Consider the following 18,273-nt stretch of genomic DNA (forward strand, 5'->3'; position numbering starts at 1 on the left):
GGAGTTGGAAAAAGACGATGTCTGGAATACAATGGCAATACATTTTTGATCCACAACTCGCGTTAGAAAGTATTCCTTTTATACTGAAAGGATTGCCTTACACTCTTGGAATTGCTCTAGTCAGCACCATTTTTGGAACGATCATTGGTTTTTTTGTGGCTATTATGCGGATATCGAAGATCAAACCATTGGAATGGATCGCCCGCTTTTACATTTCTTTTATGAGAGGAACGCCGGCTCTGGTACTGCTTTTTTTATTGTACTTCGGATTGCCTTTTATAGGGATTCAATTTGATGCTGTGACAGCGGCTGTGATTGGGTTCAGTATCAATTCTGCTGCCTATATTGCTGAGACGATTCGTTCAGCGCTGTCTTCCGTAGATCATGGGCAATGGGAAGCAGCTTATGCTCTTGGATTGAAAAAATCCTTTATTATGCGCAAGATCATCATTCCTCAAGCAGCTCGGATTGCGATTCCGCCATTGAGCAACGTGATGCTGGACATTATCAAAGGTACATCCTTAGCAGCGATGATCACAGTGCCGGAGATGTTTCAAAATGCCAAGATCGTTGGTGGACGAGAATTTGATTACATGACGATGTACATCTTAGTAGCCGTTGTGTATTGGGTCGTCTGCAGTTTATTTGGCTTCTTGCAGGAGTACTTGGAAAAACGCACGTCAGTTTATGTAGAAACGCATTAAGTAAAAAAACAGCAACGTAAAACTAGCTACTAGTCACGTTGCTTTTTTTTGTACATTTGTTTCTTCAAATTTTATGAATTGTAAGTTACACTAAAAGAAATCAGTGTCACTTAACTAAGGAGGAAAATGCGATGAGAATCATTGTGATCGGCTCGGTAGCTGCAGGAACATCGGTAGCGGCTAAAGCCAGAAGAAATACAGAAGAAGCAGAAATCGTTGTCTATGAACAAGGAAAAGATATCTCATATTCCGTTTGCGGAATCCCCTATGCTATTGGAGGAGAAGTGGGCAGTATGGATAAATTGACTCCGCGTGATACCCAATGGTTCAAGACACGCTATAATGTGGACGTATTAACAGAACATAATGTGGTTCGCATTGATAAAGATCATAAAACGGTCCAAGTCCGCAATCTGAGAACGGGCGAAGCTTTTCTGGACCATTACGACACACTCGTATTAGCAACAGGAGCAAGACCCTATACTCCGTCGCCATTTGACAAAAGGACATATTCCAATGCATTTCAAGTTCGCACAATAGAAAATACGCGCCATATCAAAGACTATATGGAGAACCATTCTGTCAAAAAAGCAGTCATTATCGGAGCCGGATTTATTGGTATGGAGATGACTGAACAGTTGACCAATCTAGGGATAAAGGTCAGTGTAGTGGAGTTTTCTGATCAAGTGATGCCCTCTTTGGATGCGGATATGGCTTTTCGAGTGGAAGAACACTTAGCAGAACATGGAGCAGAACTTTATCTTGGGGACACGGTTGCTGAGATTATGGGAGAAGAGAAAGTGGAGCAGCTTGTGACCACAAAAGGACAGACTTTAAAAACAGACCTGGTTATCTTAGCGGCTGGCGTGCGTCCCAATACGGAGTTGGCAGAAGAAATCGGAATCGATTTAGGCGAGTCCAAGGCAATCAAAGTGAATCCTAAAATGCAGACGTCTATTCCTGATATCTATGCAGTAGGAGATGTAGCGGAAAGTTTTTCAGTTATTACAGGACAGCCTCTTTACCGTCCGCTGGGTTCGACAGCGAATAAAATGGGGCGTATTGCCGGAGATGCGATAACAGGCGGTCAATTAGAACACCGCGGCATACTCGGTACCGGCATTTATCGCGTATTTGATCTGCACATTGGCCAAACGGGTTTGACAGATAAAGAAGCAGCTCGACAAGGATATGACGTAGAGGTCCTTTACAGTATCAAACCAGATCATGCCGACTACCTGGGCGGCACAGAATTGACGATCAAAGCATTAGCGGATAAAGCTTCAAAAAGAGTTCTAGGCGCTCAAATTGTAGGGAAGAACGGCGTGGATAAACGGATCGATGTCTTAGCTACAGCGATCACGTTTAAAGCTAAAGCAGAAGATTTGTTCCATTTGGACTTAGCGTATGCGCCTCCGTTTGCAACGACAAAAGATCCTGTGCTGTATACGGGGATGGGACTGGATAATGCATTGAATCGCAATCCGTTGATGACGCCGGAATTTTTAGTAGCGTGTCAAAACAAAGGCGATAATTTGCAGATTATCGATACACGCTCCAAAAAGGATTACGAGGTTTCGCGGGTGAAAGGTGCCGTGCATATTCCTTTAGCAGAACTCCGTGACAGAATCGGCGAGCTGGATAAAGCGATTCCCACAGTAACGTATTGCAATAAAGGAGTTACGGGAAATGCTGCTCAAAATATTTTGCTGAATATGGGGTTTGAATCGGTATATAATTTATCTGGGGGAAATAAAAACTATCAACTGTTCCAAAAAATGATGCACCGTAAAATGGACTAAGTATATCCTAACGGGCTTTTGAGTCATAAAGGACACAAAAAAAGAATTGTTTTCGAAAAAGACTGGATATCTTTGGAGAAATTTAGTATAATTGGAATTGCCGAAAGGCCGTATAGCAATGGTGGACTTACGAATCGTGTCAGGTCTGGAAGGAAGCAGCACTAAGTTTGCTTCACCATGTGCTGTATGTACATAGAATAATTTTCAAAAAAATTGGATATTATAACATAACACCAGTCGTTCATGCGGCTGGTTTTTTTCGTTCCAATATAGTTGCCTTTATCAAAATACCCTCGAGTGGTAAAGTTTTATAGTTATCGAGCCTCTACTTCACAATTGGAGTGGATAAACGAGTTGAAATGTGAGCTAATGAGCCTCTACTTCACAATTGGAGCGGATAAGTGAATTGAAATATGAGTTAACGGTCCTCTATCTCGCAATTAGAGAGAATTACGAAGTTGTAATGTTAACTATCAGTTCCCTATCTCATAAAAAAATCGAATTTTTATAGTGGATTGTTAACTATGCAAGCTAAACAAAAGAACCGATTACTATTTCTAAAGAAGGTGATACTTGCCCTCTGTATTTGGAACGTGAAGTGTATTTGGCTACGGTTAAAAAGGTTGAATGATTATAGAGTATAGGTTTGTATCGGGAAATCGTAAACCTTTTAAAAACAGTCTCATGAATGGTTTAAATTTGCTCCGATTTACCGTATAATAATATCTAGTACAGTGGTTAAAGGAAGGGAGAAGCAAGATGAGTTATCAAGCACTTTATCGAGTGTGGCGTCCACAGCGGTTTCAAGATATTGCAGGACAAAAGGCTATCACTCAAACACTTAGAAATGCTTTGATTCAAGAAAAGACGAGTCATGCTTATCTTTTTACTGGCCCTCGTGGTACAGGAAAAACGAGTGCAGCAAAGATTTTTGCAAAAGCGATCAACTGTCCTAATTTATCAGATGGAGAACCGTGTAACGAATGTGATACCTGTAAAGCGATCACGACGGGGCAATTAAATGATGTTATTGAAATCGATGCAGCCAGCAACAACGGTGTCGAAGAAATCCGCGACATCCGAGACAAGGCCAAATACGCACCGACACAAGCAGAATACAAAGTTTACATTATCGATGAGGTGCATATGCTCTCAACGGGTGCCTTCAATGCTTTGCTGAAAACTTTGGAGGAACCGCCTAAAAATGTAGTGTTTATTTTAGCAACAACCGAACCGCATAAGATTCCATTAACGATTATTTCACGGACACAGCGGTTTGACTTTAAACGAATCTCCGTCAGAGATATTTGTGACCGAATGGAATATATTCTGGGTCAGGAAAATATCGGTTTTGAAGAAGATTCCCTGAAAGTCATTGCCCGAGCAGCAGAGGGCGGAATGCGTGACGCATTGAGTATTCTTGATCAGGCCATTTCATTTGGCGACGATGTTGTCACTATGGAAAATGCAATGGCTGTTACCGGCAGCTTGACACAAGAGCGGTTGGTTGAATTCTTCAATGCGATTACTCAGCACAATACGGAAAAAGGGTTGTCCTTAGTACAAGAGATCCTTGCTGAAGGAAAAGATGTGGCTCGCTTTGTAGAGGACATTATCCTGTTCAGTCGAGATTTGCTGGTCTACCAGCAAGCTCCGCAAAAAGCCGATATCTTGGAAAGTGCTCATGTAGACGAGCATTTTATGGAGTTAAGCAAAACAATCGATTCGCATGTGCTTTATGAAGTGATCTCAACGCTAAATGAAACACAACGTGAAATGCGCTTAACGAGTCATGCAGATGTCTACATTGAAGTAGCAACGGTCAAATTAACGCAGCTTCGTGCAATGCCAACCGCAAATCCTAATCTGGGACAAGCACCAGCAGCTAATATGGAAACAGCTGCTGATAGTCCGCGAATGTCAGAATTAGAAGCCGAATTAGCACAAATGAAAAAGAAAATGCAGGACATTCTGGCAAACGGCTCTGGACAACCAGTCGAAAAAGCGAAGAAAAAACCGAAAGCCCCTATCAAAGGAGCTTTCAAACCCAATTCGACAGCCATCTATAAAGTACTGGAAGTAGCAACCAAGGGCGATCTGGTCCAACTAAAAGACGTCTGGCCAGATTTGTTAAATATGTTGTCAGTAACGCAACGTGCGGTAATGAAAGCTTCTACACCAGTTGCAGCTAGTCCAAATGGTTTGATTGTTTCATTTGAATATGATATTTTGTGTCAAAAGGCTACTGACGACAGCGAATTAATTGAAGCTGTCAGTGAGTATTTACGTCGATTGATTGGCCACTCGCCGCAAATGATCTGCGTGCCGGCTGAACAATGGCCTACGATAAGAAGTACCTATATCAAACAGAACAAAGATAAAATGAAAGCAAAAAAAGCAGCTCCTGCTCAACCAAGTCCAAACACAGAAAAAGCGAGTGGAAATTCGCCTGTTCATAGTGGAAACCATGGTGACTGGGAAAGTTTAGACCAATTGATTCCAACGGATGAGGAAGAAATGGAAGAAACAACAGAAAAAAAAGAGGATCCAATCGTCAGCCAAGCGATGCAAATGTTCGGTGCTGACATCGTCGAAGTTCGAAACGATTAAAATAAGAGAGGAAGTTTTAATATGCGCGGTGGAATGGGAAATATGCAAGGTATGATGAAAAAAATGCAAAAGATGCAAAAAGAAATGCAACAAGCTCAAGAGGAATTGAACGCTACAGAGTTTGTGGGTTCTGCAAATGGGGACTTAGTAAAAGTAACCTTTACGGGAGACAAAAAAATGACGGGTATTTCAATTGACCCAGAAGTGATTGATCCTGAAGACAGCGAAATTTTGGGAGATTTAATCTTATTAGCTACAAACGATGCTTTGGCTAAGATCGAAGCTCAAACAGAAGCTTCTATGGGCAAGTACACTAAAGGTATGCCAGGATTCTAACAGCAAGATTAAAATGAAGCAGGAAATGGGATGCCGTTGCGGGATCCCTTTTTTAAAGGAAACAAAAGTTTGTAAATGAGGAAGGAAATGGACATGCAATATCCTGAACCGATATCAAAATTAATGGATAGTTTTATGAAATTACCCGGAATTGGTGCGAAAACAGCTGCTCGATTAGCTTTTTACACTCTTTCAATGAATGAAGATGACGTCACTGATTTTGCAAAAGCTTTGATCAGCGCTAAACGTGATTTGCACTATTGTTCTATTTGTGGGCATATCACTCAAGGAGATCCTTGTGAGATTTGCCAGGATAAAGCTCGTGATCGCAGCATGATTTTAGTTGTGGAAGATGCAAAAGATGTGATCTCAATTGAAAAGGTAAGAGACTACAATGGTTTGTACCATGTATTGCATGGTATTTTATCTCCTATCGAAGGGACAGGCCCTGAAGATATCAATATCCCTTCTTTATTGAAGAGACTGCAGTCTGATGAAGTACAGGAAGTGATTTTGGCTACCAACGCCACCGCTGAAGGAGAAGCGACAGCCACTTACTTGTCGCGTTTGATCAAACCGGCCGGTATCAAAGTTACCCGATTGGCTCATGGATTATCTGTCGGCAGCGATATCGAATACGCCGATGAAATCACGTTAATGAAAGCCGTAGAAGGACGCCGCGAAATATAAGAGAGCGGAGCAGAGCGCTTAGGGTTCCGTAGAGTTCGACTTTTTTCTTTTCATTGGGTGTTTTTCCCAATAAAAAGAAAAAATCGAAATCATAGGAATCCTGCTCTGCGTAGCTCGTCTAAAGAGCAGAGCGTGGAGTTGGGCGTTTAGACTCTCATAGAGTTTACTTTTCTCTTTTAGTTGGGTGGTTTTTCCCAACAAAAAGAGAAAATGAAATCATAGAGAGTCTGCCTTGCGCAACGCGTCTAAAAAGCAGAGTCAACCCTTGATTTGTTCAGAAAGTTGGAAATAAAATGGGATGGAAGAAAAAATATCGATTACGCAAAGAATACGATGATTCTTTATTGCTCCTAATGAAAAAGTTGAGAGAAGATTGGGAGATGTCTAAAAGAATCGAACGTTCTTCTATTGAGAAAGATGGGCAATTATTCGCGCAAACTAAATTGGCGGAAGCGAAATATTTTTACCTGTTCAAAGAAGCCAGAGAACGTAAAATCAAAGGCGATTTGACAGGGAAATACTAAATAGAATAAGAAAAAATAAGGAGGGTGAAAGTTGTGAAGCAAGAGAAACGTATTCAACAACAACGCCGTCCTCTTTTTTGTGCATTGCAAAGTCATCTCCAACAGGAAAAAGTTTCTTTTCATGTTCCTGGACACAAGAATGGGGTAAATTGGCCTGCGGAATCTTGCATGAAGCAGGTATTGGCAATGGATCAAACCGAAGTATCCGGCTTGGACTATTTGCACGAAGCAGAGGGCGTATTGAAAGAAAGTCAGGATTTGCTGACAGATTTCTATAACAGCGAGCAAAGCTACTATTTGATCAACGGCTCTACTGTAGGAAATTTGGCGATGGTTTTAGGAACAATATCGAGAGGGGATGCGGTATTGGTCGATCGCTCCTGCCACCAGTCGGTTATTCATGCTTTAGAGTTGGCAGAGGCTGAACCTATTTTTATTACCCCTACTTATCAAGCGGAGAAAAAGGAAGCTGTAGGTTGGGACTTTCTTCACATTCGCTCAGGATTTGAAAAAGCGGATTCCATAAAAGCACTTATTTTGACGTATCCTTCTTATAATGGCCAAACTGCTGAATTGAAAGAGGTAATGGATTACGCTCATCAGCAAGGAGCGATCGTATTGGTAGATGAAGCGCATGGTGCTCACTTCACGCTAGGTGCACCATTCCCGCTTTCTGCATTAGACCAAGAGGCAGACGTGGTAGTGCAGTCTGCTCATAAGATGCTGCCTGCCCTAACGCAAACAGGATATTTGCACATTGGAAAACAGCTTCCTAAGCAAATACACCAAAATATAAAGCATTATTTGCATATGCTGCAGTCGAGCAGCCCCTCTTATTTATTGATGCAAAGCCTGGAATACGCTCGCTATTTCTTGTCGCAATTTACAGCAGAAGATTTGCAAGAGACATTTGCTTCTCGCAATCGGTGGATTGAGTTGTTCAAAGAAAGCGGATTGGAGTTTTGGCAAAGCGATGATCCTCTAAAAGGAAGAGTACACTGGCCTGACCATAACGGGGATCAGTTGGCGCAGCTGTTGGAAGAACAAGGGCTTTATCCAGAAAAAAATGATCCTGAAGCTGTTTTATTGACTTTTCCACTATTGAAAGCTGACGAAGTTTCTTTGAAAACAACTCAAGAACTCCATTTGCCGCGAGGAGTGCCTAACGAAAAGGCGCAAAAAATGGAGCAGAACTTTGACTATCCCGTGTTAACTAGTTTAGAGATGGGGTATGCGAAGCAGAAAAAAGCTGCTGTAAAAAAAGTACCTTTAGCAGAAAGTGAAGGCGAAATTGCTGCTCAAAATATTACGCCGTATCCTCCAGGGATTCCGTTAGTATTGAAAGGACAAAGGATTCTGTCAGCGGATATTGTCAGTTTGCAGATGAGTTTAGATAAAAAACACCGCGTTGTGGGACTAGACAAAAATAATTGTCTATCTATTTATTCTGTCAAAGAATTCAGTTAGACTGAAACGCTTAGATACAGTATAATGATAATAAGATAAAAGATTGAGGGGTTTTTAAAGTTGAAGGGAATCTTTATTACCATAGAAGGTCCGGATGGGGCTGGCAAAACGAGTGTCATTAAGGAATTGCTTCCAAGATTAGAACAAACTTTGGAGCAGCACATATTGTCTACAAGAGAACCAGGCGGCAGTCGGATCGCTGAAAAAATTCGAGAGCTTATTTTAGACCCTGAACACACAGAAATGGATATTCGAACGGAAGCATTGTTATACGCTGCGGGCAGAAGACAACATTTAACGGAAAAGATTCTTCCAGCCTTGGAACGAAATGAAATTGTTTTGTGTGATCGTTTCGTAGACAGCTCTCTTGCTTATCAAGGTTATGCTCGTGGAATCGGAATGGAAGAAGTTGCTTCAATCAATCGATTTGCGACAAATGATATTGAGCCTGACTTTACCCTTTATTTAGATATTGAAGCTGAGGTTGGTTTAGAGCGGATCCATAAAGGAAAAGAAGAACGTCAATTTGACCGTTTGGACCAAGAAAAATTAGAATTTCACGAAAAAGTTCGTGAAGCTTATCTGAAGCTTGCCGACTTAAATCCCGAGAGAATCACAATGATCGATGCTGATCAAGAACTAAACCAAGTTGTTGAGGTTTGCTATAATACCATTATAGAAAAAATAACTAACCATTTTAAGATAGAGTAGGAGAGGGTTACTGATGAAACTTATTTTAGCGATCGTTCAAGATAAAGATGGAAACCGTTTATCAAATGTATTTGTAGATAAAGGGATTCGTGCAACGAAATTGTCTACAACTGGCGGCTTTTTAAAAGCTGGAAATACTACGTTTATTGTTGGGGTAGAAGAAGCAAGAGTGGATGAGGTATTGGACATTATTCGCGAAAATTGTTCTGCAAGAGAACAATACATGCTTCCTCCAACCAGTTTTGATGTTTCAATGGAGACTAGTTTTCCTTATCCAGTTGAAGTAGAAGTCGGTGGAGCTACGGTGTTCGTGATGCCGATCGAACAATTTGAACGTTTCTAATGAGGATGGAAAGAAACCTAAATACAGCAAAAGTGAACAGTAAGGTCGTGATCTAATCGAAAATAGAATAAATCGGCTCCAACCTGTACTCATGCAGCAGTTTCAGCAAAAAATGCAGCACAACAAGCTGGCTCATGCTTATCTTTTTGAAGGAGCAAAAGGTACGGGAAAGAAAGAGCTGGCCTTATGGATTGCTGCGGGGCTTTTTTGCCCAAATAAACAAAATGGAATACCTTGTACGACGTGTCAAAATTGTACGAGAGTATTTGAGCAGCACCACCCGGATGTGGTGGAAGTTGAGCCAGAAGGTCTATCGATCAAGGTAGAACAAATTCGTTATTTGAAGTCTGAATTTGGGAAAAGCGGTGTAGAAGGAAATCAGAAAGTTTTTATTGTCAGCGATGTGGAAAAAATGACAGTGGGTGCAGCGAACAGCTTATTGAAGTTTTTAGAAGAGCCTAGCGGAAATGTGACAGCCTTTTTATTGACTACTGCCAAGCAGCGGATCCTGCCGACCATTTTATCCCGTTGTCAGTTGATTCACTTTTCTCCGCTTCCAAAAGACATCTTGCAACAAGAGTTAGAAGATAAAGGGGTATCCAAAAACCAGGCAGCATTGCTGGTACATTTGACCAATGACATTGCGAAAGCTCACGAAATGAGTCAAGATGAATGGTTCATGGATGCACATCCAGTCATATGGAAATGGTTCTTGAAAATTGCTAAAAAAGATAAGCAGAGTTTTGTCTTTGTTCAAACGACAATCATGAATCATTTTAAAGAACGCAGTCAGTACCAATTAGCTTTAGAACTGTTACTGCTCATTTACCGAGATGCATTAAGACTAGCTTACGATGCAGAGGCCTCTCGACTTGCTTTTCCTCGCTACCAAGAAGAATTGACTCAATTCGTGGATAATAAATCATCTAAGATCATTATTTCATCAATAGAAGAAATCTTAGCCAGCCAGAAAAAATTAGAAAGCAACGTCAACGCTCAAGGTATATTTGAGCAATTAGCGATTCGTTTAATGAATGACGCATCACGTTTGCCAGCAAAATCGCGGTAAAAAAGTAATGAATAGAACAAGAAACGTTCTGTTTTGAAGGAGGATCAATGATAAGCGTGGGTGAAAAGATGGACAAAAAAACTTTGTTTGATAGTTTCAATCGTTTAGAGAATGATGCGGGCCAAGCGTTGAATCGAATTTCAGAATTAAAAAATGAAATTGGTGCATTGGTTGAAGAAAATGCTTCATTACGGATTGAAAATCAACATCTGAGAGATCGATTGACAGATTTGGAAAAACCAGATGCTAGTAAAGAACCAGCCGAGACGGAAATGTCAAAATCTCGTTTGAATCTTGAAAAAATCTATGAAGACGGCTTTCATGTCTGCAACGTATTCTATGGCTCAAGAAGAGTCGATGATGAATCTTGTGCGTTTTGTTTAAATGTGATTTATGGCGAACGCCGTTAAAAAGAATCCGATAAAAGTACTTAGTCCAAGCTGGTCGAACGAGCCCAGTAAAAGCTGAGTATTTTTTTGTTTTTCTGAAGTATAAGCGTAATCAGTTCTAAATAGAAAAAAGAAAGTTAGCGTGTTATAGTGGATGTATTTGATAAGATGAAAAGTGAGGGATATCTATGAAAGCAGTCAGCATGAAAAAACCAGGAAGTGCAGCAGAATTGATTATGGAAGAGCGCGCTAAACCAACGCCTCAAAAAGGTGAATTACTGGTAAAAGTAAAAGCAACGGCTATCAATCGAACAGATATTATGAAGCGTGAAAATCAACAATTGAAACCGCCATATCCTATTTTAGGTGTTGAAATGGCGGGAGTGGTGGAAGAAAATAACAGCTCGAATAAGGAGTTTACACCTGGAACTCGAGTAGCTAGTTTAGTGAACGAGGGAAGTTATGCAGAATACGTAACGGTTCCAGCTGAACGAGCGATTGTACTGCCGGATGAAACTACTTTTGAAGAAGGGACAGCCATACCAGAAGTATTTTTAACAGCTTACCAAACGTTGTATTGGTTAGGTGAATTAAAACAAGAAGAAACTGTATTGATTCATGCAGGCGGAAGTGGTGTTGGAACGGCTGCTGTCCAATTGGCGAAACAACTGACTGGCGCAAAAGTAATCACAACAGCTGGTTCAGCAGAAAAATTAGATTTTTGTAAAAGGTTGGGAGCAGACGAAACAATCAATTACAAAACAGAAGATTTTTCTGAACGTGTTCTTGAAATGACAGACGGTAAAGGGGTCGATTTGATTTTAGATTTTATCGGAGCTTCTTACTGGGAGAAAAATCTGAAGTCCATCAAAGTAGACGGCCGTTGGATTTTAATTGGTGTTTTAGGTGGCGCAACGGTTGAAAACGTCAATCTAGGTGCGTTATTAGGTAAACGGGTTTCCCTGATAGGGACATTATTGACCCCAAGATCAGATGAATACAAAGCTGAATTAACGCATGAATTTGCAGAGAAGGCATTGCCGCTGTTTACAGCTGACAAAATCCATCCGATTGTTGATCGTGTATTTCCATTTGAAGAAGCCGCGGATGCGCATCGCTATATGGAAGACAATAAAAACACAGGGAAAATTATTTTGTCTTTGGAAAAAGTGGACAGCAGAGACTAAACTTCCTTAAAACGGAGAGCTGCATTATGCTATAATAAAAAAAGTATACTGAATGAAGGATGTGTGACGTGCATGGACCAGTTGCTACAAAGTGACGAACGAGTAGATCGAATTATCAGTCAAGACTTGGATATTATCCAAAGTCCTTCTGTATTTTCTTTTTCACTGGATGCTATTTTATTAGCTGATTTTGCTCAAGTTCCAAAGCATCATAAAGGAAAAGTTGTCGATTTATGTGCGGGGAATGGAGTTATTGGACTGATCTTAAGTCAAAAGACGAAAAGCCCGATCATTGGAATCGAATTGCAAAAACGTTTAGCAAACATGGCTGAAAGAAGTATTCAGATGAATCAGTTGGAAACAAAGGTGTCCATTATTAATGGGGCAATAGGAGATGCTGCAAATTGGATCAAACATGATTCTGTAGACGTAGTGACTTGTAATCCGCCTTATTTTGCAGCTACCGAAAAAAGCACTCGTAATCCGAACCAGCATTTGGCTATTGCGCGTCATGAATTACATACGAATTTAGACGAAGTGATGAAAGTGACTAGCGGATTATTGAAAATGAATGGAAAAGCTTATTTTGTCCATCGCCCAGACCGATTGTTGGAGATTTTAGAAACAATGAAAGCTCATCGCTTGGCGCCTAAAAAATTGCGGTTTGTTTATCCAAAAATTGGGAAAGAAGCCAATACAATTTTGATCGAAGGTATCAAAGATGGAAAAGATACGGGATTCCGCGTGCTGCCTCCATTGATTGTTTATGATGAAGAGAACCATTATTTACCGGAAGTGAGTGCTATGTTATTTGGAAAAGAACACCATTAGTTATTTCTATGTCTTGTATTGCAATGACGGCACCTTTTATGGCGGCTATACCACAGAATTAAAACGGCGTGAAGAGGAACATAATTCTGGCACTGGGGCCAAATACACCAAACCTGTTAAAAGGCGTCCGGTGCATATGGTCTATGCGGAAGCATTTGCTACAAGAAGCGAAGCCACTAAGGCAGAATATGCGTTTAAACAGCAAACGCGCAAACGAAAAATACAGTACTTGATGCAACAAGGAGTTGAATTTCCTCTTTCCGCAGATTCAGCATGTGTGGTGAATATGGAAATGTTAAACACTAAGGAGGAAACAGCAGATGTTTCAGCAAAAGAGTTTTGAGCCGCAATCCACTGGGACATTGTATCTCGTTCCTACTCCGATAGGGAATTTAGAAGATATGACGTTTCGGGCGATCCGTCTTTTAAAAGAAGTCGATTTGATTGCATCAGAAGATACGCGAAATACGCAAAAATTATTGAATCATTTTGATGTCCATACGAGTCAAATCAGTTTTCATGAACACAATTCCCAAGAACGGATCGGCCAATTGATCGATCGGTTGGAAGACGGACAGGATATCGCTCAAGTAAGTGATGCGGGCATGCCTTCTATTAGCGACCCTGGACATGATTTAGTAGTAGCTTGTATTGAAGCAGGTATTTCGGTCGTGCCACTTCCTGGAGCAAATGCAGCTCTGACAGCATTGATCGCTTCAGGTTTGAGTCCACAACCATTTTATTTTTACGGTTTTTTGCCGCGTAAAAAGAAAGATCAAGTAGAAGCGCTAGAAGAATTGAATTTGCGGCCGGAAACGTTCATCTTGTATGAATCCCCGCACCGGTTGAAAGAAGTGCTGAAGAATATGAGCACGGTATTAGGCGAAACTAGAAAGATCGTTTTATGTCGTGAGTTGACGAAGCGGTACGAAGAATTTATTCGAGGGACGATAGAAGAAGTTCAGGAATGGGCGCAAAACACAGAGATTCGTGGAGAATTTTGTGTGATTGTTGAAGGAAACAGCGAAAGCTCCTTGTGTCCGGAAGAAGATATGAGTTGGCAAAAATGGACAGTCAGAGAGCATGTTACACAAGTCATGGAGGAACAACGCCTGCGCAGTAAAGAGGCTATTAAAGAAGTGGCTAAAATACGCGCTATGAAAAAGCAGGAAGTTTATTCACACTATCATGAGATAAATTAAAAGAAGAGCAAAAAATCCATTTAATTTTCTGTCTAATTAAATGGATTTTTTTGTTTAATTTTAAAAGCACTTAGAGAAAAAATACAGACCATATATGCTCAATTATTAACAAAACAACTGTACTAATTATTCGTCGATCCTGTTATAACATTTTTTAGTTCGAAAATAGAAGTTTAAAATAAGCGAATTTAATCACATAAAATGATTTACTTTCTAAAAAAAATGAGGTAATATCATATGTGAAATAGATAACAAAGTTTGGAGGAATAGGAATATGCAAGAAGTGCTAAGAGAATTTAAAACAAAAGAAGTTTCCGTTGAGGATGTTATTCAAGGGTACACAACTAAAGCTAAAAAAGCGTTGACAGAGTTGGAAGACTTTAATCAAGAAAAAATTGATTACATTGTCCATCAAATGTCGTTGGCTGGACTGAATGACCATATGCGCTTGGCTAAATTAGCCGTGGAAGAAACTAAACGTGGCGTTTATGAAGACAAATGTGTGAAAAATATGTTTGCAACAGAATCCATTTGGCATGATATCAAAAATGATAAAACAGTTGGCGTCATTCAGGATGATGAACAAGCCGGGTTAATGACGATTGCAAGTCCGGTCGGAGTAGTGTGCGGAGTAACTCCGGTAACTAATCCAACTTCTACAACGATGTTTAAAGCCATGATTGCTGTAAAAACAAGGAATCCGATTATTTTTGCTTTTCATCCAAGTGCTCAAAAATCATCCGCTGAAGCGGCTAGAGTATTGTATGAAGCTGCGGTAAAAGCAGGGGCACCAAAGAATATTATTCAATGGATCGAGACACCCTCGTTAGAAGCCACGAATACGCTGATGAATCACCATGATATTGCGGTTGTACTGGCTACTGGGGGATCAGGAATGGTAAAAGCGGCTTATTCTACAGGAAAACCGGCACTTGGTGTAGGTCCTGGAAACGTACCAAGCTACATTGAAAAAACAGCTAAAATCAAGCGGGCTGTAAACGACATTATTCTGTCGAAAACATTTGATAATGGAATGATTTGTGCTTCTGAACAAGCGGTAATCGTGGATCAAGAGATCTATGATGAAGTAAAAGCAGAATTCGAACGTCTACAAGTATATATTGTGCCTAAAAAAGAGTTGGCTTTACTGGAAAATACCGTGATGAATAAAGACAAAACAGCGGTAAACCCAGCTATCGTTGGTCAATCGGCAGACACCATCGCAAAACTTGCTGGTCTGAAAGCACCAAAGGGCACTAAAATATTGGTGGCGGAATTAGATGGAGTGGGCAGTGAATATCCATTATCAAGAGAAAAACTATCTCCTGTATTAGCTATGCTGAAAGCGAACGATACAGCACAGGGATTTGAATTAAGCCAACAAATGTTGGAACTTGGCGGACTTGGGCATTCTGCAGCCATCCATACCAATCGTATGGATCTAGCAGCAGAATTTGGAGAACAAATGAAGGCCGGTCGTGTGATTGTCAATTCACCTACTGCGCAAGGGGGCATCGGGGATATTTACAACAACATGCTGCCATCTCTAACCTTAGGATGCGGTAGTCATGGGCGAAATTCCGTGTCAACAAACGTTTCTGCAGTGAATTTGCTGAATGTCAAAACAGTAGCAAAAAGAAGAAACAACATGCAATGGTTCAAATTACCGCCAAAAATTTTCTTTGAAAAAAATTCGGTCCAATACTTGCAAAAAATGCCGAATGTGAATCGTGTATTTGTAGTGTGTGATCCTGGTATGGTGCAATTTGGATATGCAGATATTGTAGAAAATGAATTGAAGAAACGTTCAAATCCAGTAGCTGTGCGCATCTTCTCAGATGTGGAACCCAATCCGTCTATTGAAACGGTCAATCGCGGAACAGCAGCTATGCGAGAATTCCAACCGGATACAATCATTGCCTTAGGTGGTGGATCGGCTATGGATGCGGCTAAAGGAATGTGGTTATTCTATGAACAACCAGAATCTGATTTTGATGGTGCAAAACAAAAATTCTTAGACATTCGTAAGAGAGCGTACAAGATTCCAGATTTGAAAAAAACACAATTTGTTGCTATCCCTACCACATCAGGAACTGGTTCAGAAGTAACTCCGTTTACCGTTATTACAGATAACGCGATCAATGTGAAGTACCCGCTGGCTGATTATGCGTTGACACCAGATGTGGCCATCATTGATGCTCAATTCGTGATGACAGTGCCTAAATCCATTACGGCAGATACTGGGATGGACGTATTGACTCATGCAATAGAATCCTATGTTTCTGTTATGGCAAGCGATTATACAAAAGGCCTTAGTTTACAAGCTATCAAACTGGTTTTTGAATATTTGGAAGAATCCTATGCTTTTGCTACTGAAGAGGCCCGCGAAAAAATGCACAATGCTTCTACTTTAGCAGGGATGGCTTTTGCAAATGCCTTCTTAGGGATCAATCATTCTTTAGCACATAAAATTGGAGCTGAATTTGAGATTCCACATGGCAGAGCGAATGCAATCTTGATGCCCCATGTAATTCGCTACAATGCTAAAGCTCCTTCAAAACATCAATTGTTTCCGAAGTACGAGTATTTCCGAGCAGATGAAGATTATGCTGAAATTGCTCGTTACCTTGGGTTAAAAGGAGAAACGACAGCTGAATTGGTAGAAGCTTTGATTCAAAAAATCTACGAATTAGGGAAAAAACTGAATATTCAGATGAGTATGAAAGAGCAAGGAGTTACAAAAAAACAACTGGATCAAGCGGCAGACAGATTAGCAGAATTAGCCTTTGAGGATCAATGTACGACAGCTAATCCAAAAGAACCATTGATTGCAGAGTTGAAAGAAATTTTATACGCTACTTATAAAGGTTAAGCTAAAAGACACTTCTCTCTATTTTGAGTGAAGTGTCTTTTGATTTTGTTCATTAGATAGAAGTGCCTTTATCCTTGGCCAGCAAGTCACGGATTTCTTTTAAATATTGCTCAGAAGGAGGTACTTCCACCTCTATCTCTTCTTCCTCAACCTGTTTCATGAATTTGCCTTGGGCATTATTGATGACTTTCACAAATAGAAAGATAACAAATGCAATAATCAAAAAGTCGATCACTGAACTGATAAAAGCTCCGTAAGTAAGTTCTACTCCAACAATCGTGAAAGAAAGGTTCGATAAATCAGATCCGCCGGTAAGAGCACCAACCACGGGGCTGATAATGTTGTCCACAAGTGAAGTCACGATTCCTGTAAAAGCTGAACCGATAACGACCCCAATTGCTAAGTCCAGAACATTCCCTCTAAAAGCAAATTCTTTAAACTCTTGTATAAAATTTTTCATATTGTTCCACCTCCTTGCTTTATTCATTATAGTATTAGATGAATTGTATTCACAAGAAGAATGTTTATAGAAAGGGATAGCAAATTTTAATAGTAATTTAGTTTTATTATTATATAATTGAATCAAGGGATTCAGAGTTTGCTTCTGTAAAGGAATAAACACTGAGTGTCTAAGCTGATGAATTGTGTTTACCAATGTATTAGCTTTAAAATAATGGAAACAAGGAGGCTATATCATGAGAAACAAAAAAGTTGCAACAGCAGTTCTTTTTCTAAGTACACTGGTTATTGGAGCATGTGGAAATGGGGGAGGTAGCGCAAGCAACGCAAGCTCTGCAGACAGCCAATCGAGTGTTGAAGTCACTCAATCAGAAGAAGTCTATCAAAATATGTACGATGACAGTGTGGTTCTGTTTGAATCTGGAAAATATAGTGAAGCCGGCGGGACGATTGATTTATTGTTGCAAAATGATCTTTCTGAATATGCTGATTTAGAAGCGAAAGCCCAAGACTTAAGAGATAAAATCAGCAGTGCACAAGTTGAAACGATGAAAGAAGAACCTACTTATGAGTTAGTTGAAAATTCTGTTTATAAAGATGAACGAAATTCTGTATTGATCAGTCAAGAATACGCGGCTGCTACAGGAAATGATATTCTAGAAGCTTCTGATGAAGAAATTAAAACTTGGTTGGCAAGTAAAGAACAAGAAGCAAGTCAACCAGAAGCCACTCAATCCGAAAGCAGCAGTGAGAGTACTGAAACAGAAGAGTCAGAAAGTGTTGAAACAGCGTTAACTCCTGAAGAAGAAGAGGTTTTTGTTTTAGAACAAGTCATTGCACAAACTGGAATCTCTCCAGAAAATAATCAATTCTTTACTTCAAAATTAGATGATGATACTTATCAAGTCGAGATTCGCAACTCTCACGAAGTAGATGGAGTAGAACTGTCCAATATGGTCGGTATGTTCGAGTTCACAATGTCTAATGAACAAGTTAAGAAAATGGACCCGATGACGGGTGAATACGAGGTAGTTGATCCTCAATAAAATGAATAGGCACGATAGAAAAGGGGTTGTC

At 40.2% G+C, this 18,273-nt stretch carries 18 protein-coding genes and 1 other RNA gene; 18 read left to right on the forward strand and 1 reads right to left on the reverse strand.

Annotated elements, in window-relative coordinates:
• Positions 1-17 precede the first annotated feature (17 nt).
• The 17 genes from ACEN4I_RS05195 to adhE all read left to right on the forward strand — a co-directional run bounded on the left by ACEN4I_RS05195 (position 18) and on the right by adhE (position 16,737).
• A complete protein-coding gene (locus ACEN4I_RS05195) occupies positions 18-704 on the forward strand; it encodes an amino acid ABC transporter permease (RefSeq protein WP_407102283.1) in 687 nt (228 codons plus the stop codon).
• A 131-nt stretch (positions 705-835) separates the two neighbouring features.
• Positions 836-2,506, forward strand: coding sequence for an FAD-dependent oxidoreductase (locus ACEN4I_RS05200; protein WP_407102282.1), 1,671 nt, complete (start codon positions 836-838; stop codon positions 2,504-2,506).
• Positions 2,507-2,612: 106 nt separating this feature from the next.
• Positions 2,613-2,701: signal recognition particle sRNA small type (gene ffs, locus ACEN4I_RS05205), an RNA gene on the forward strand.
• Between the two features lie 564 nt (positions 2,702-3,265).
• The gene (dnaX, locus tag ACEN4I_RS05210; RefSeq protein WP_407102281.1) at positions 3,266-5,116 is read left to right on the forward strand and encodes a DNA polymerase III subunit gamma/tau; all 1,851 of its coding nucleotides are present in this window, start codon (positions 3,266-3,268) and stop codon (positions 5,114-5,116) included.
• A 21-nt stretch (positions 5,117-5,137) separates the two neighbouring features.
• On the forward strand, positions 5,138-5,452 hold the full coding sequence (locus ACEN4I_RS05215) for a YbaB/EbfC family nucleoid-associated protein (RefSeq protein ID WP_407096682.1): 315 nt from the start codon (positions 5,138-5,140) through the stop codon (positions 5,450-5,452).
• 93 nt (positions 5,453-5,545) lie between these two features.
• Positions 5,546-6,142, forward strand: a complete 597-nt coding sequence (recR, locus tag ACEN4I_RS05220; protein ID WP_407096739.1) for a recombination mediator RecR — start codon at positions 5,546-5,548, stop codon at positions 6,140-6,142.
• A 293-nt stretch (positions 6,143-6,435) separates the two neighbouring features.
• The gene (locus ACEN4I_RS05225; RefSeq protein ID WP_079650937.1) at positions 6,436-6,666 is read left to right on the forward strand and encodes a YaaL family protein; all 231 of its coding nucleotides are present in this window, start codon (positions 6,436-6,438) and stop codon (positions 6,664-6,666) included.
• 33 nt (positions 6,667-6,699) lie between these two features.
• Entirely contained in the window at positions 6,700-8,133 is a 1,434-nt protein-coding gene (locus ACEN4I_RS05230) for an aminotransferase class I/II-fold pyridoxal phosphate-dependent enzyme (protein WP_407102279.1), read from the forward strand.
• Positions 8,134-8,193: 60 nt separating this feature from the next.
• Positions 8,194-8,844 carry a dTMP kinase gene (tmk, locus tag ACEN4I_RS05235; RefSeq protein WP_407096684.1) on the forward strand — a complete coding sequence of 217 codons (651 nt, stop codon included), beginning with the start codon at positions 8,194-8,196 and terminating at the stop codon, positions 8,842-8,844.
• 13 nt (positions 8,845-8,857) lie between these two features.
• The gene (locus ACEN4I_RS05240; RefSeq protein ID WP_407096685.1) at positions 8,858-9,187 is read left to right on the forward strand and encodes a cyclic-di-AMP receptor; all 330 of its coding nucleotides are present in this window, start codon (positions 8,858-8,860) and stop codon (positions 9,185-9,187) included.
• Between the two features lie 67 nt (positions 9,188-9,254).
• Positions 9,255-10,256: a DNA polymerase III subunit delta' gene (holB, locus tag ACEN4I_RS05245; RefSeq protein WP_407096740.1), complete on the forward strand. Its 1,002-nt coding sequence runs from the start codon at positions 9,255-9,257 to the stop codon at positions 10,254-10,256.
• A 68-nt stretch (positions 10,257-10,324) separates the two neighbouring features.
• Complete coding sequence (locus ACEN4I_RS05250) at positions 10,325-10,666, forward strand: DNA replication initiation control protein YabA (protein ID WP_407096741.1); 342 nt, start codon at positions 10,325-10,327, stop codon at positions 10,664-10,666.
• Positions 10,667-10,833: 167 nt separating this feature from the next.
• Complete coding sequence (locus ACEN4I_RS05255) at positions 10,834-11,832, forward strand: NAD(P)H-quinone oxidoreductase (RefSeq protein WP_407096686.1); 999 nt, start codon at positions 10,834-10,836, stop codon at positions 11,830-11,832.
• Positions 11,833-11,904: 72 nt separating this feature from the next.
• Positions 11,905-12,663 carry a tRNA1(Val) (adenine(37)-N6)-methyltransferase gene (locus ACEN4I_RS05260; RefSeq protein WP_407096687.1) on the forward strand — a complete coding sequence of 253 codons (759 nt, stop codon included), beginning with the start codon at positions 11,905-11,907 and terminating at the stop codon, positions 12,661-12,663.
• Positions 12,659-13,006, forward strand: coding sequence for a GIY-YIG nuclease family protein (locus ACEN4I_RS05265; protein WP_407096742.1), 348 nt, complete (start codon positions 12,659-12,661; stop codon positions 13,004-13,006). The genes ACEN4I_RS05260 and ACEN4I_RS05265 overlap by 5 nt, the downstream gene beginning before the upstream one ends.
• The gene (rsmI, locus tag ACEN4I_RS05270) at positions 12,984-13,865 is read left to right on the forward strand and encodes a 16S rRNA (cytidine(1402)-2'-O)-methyltransferase (protein ID WP_407096688.1); all 882 of its coding nucleotides are present in this window, start codon (positions 12,984-12,986) and stop codon (positions 13,863-13,865) included. The genes ACEN4I_RS05265 and rsmI overlap by 23 nt, the downstream gene beginning before the upstream one ends.
• A gap of 274 nt (positions 13,866-14,139) precedes the next feature.
• A complete protein-coding gene (adhE, locus tag ACEN4I_RS05275) occupies positions 14,140-16,737 on the forward strand; it encodes a bifunctional acetaldehyde-CoA/alcohol dehydrogenase (RefSeq protein WP_407096689.1) in 2,598 nt (865 codons plus the stop codon).
• A 52-nt stretch (positions 16,738-16,789) separates the two neighbouring features.
• Here adhE and mscL read toward each other — a convergent pair whose 3' ends face one another.
• Positions 16,790-17,197: a large conductance mechanosensitive channel protein MscL gene (mscL, locus tag ACEN4I_RS05280; RefSeq protein WP_407096690.1), complete on the reverse strand. Its 408-nt coding sequence runs from the start codon at positions 17,195-17,197 to the stop codon at positions 16,790-16,792.
• Positions 17,198-17,432: 235 nt separating this feature from the next.
• On the opposite strand from mscL, the gene ACEN4I_RS05285 reads away from it, so the two are divergent.
• Complete coding sequence (locus tag ACEN4I_RS05285) at positions 17,433-18,242, forward strand: hypothetical protein (protein WP_407096691.1); 810 nt, start codon at positions 17,433-17,435, stop codon at positions 18,240-18,242.
• The last annotated feature ends 31 nt before the right edge of the window (positions 18,243-18,273 follow it).

It is taken from the genome of Desemzia sp. FAM 23990 (genome assembly GCF_045528485.1).
GTDB lineage: Bacteria > Bacillota > Bacilli > Lactobacillales > Carnobacteriaceae > Desemzia.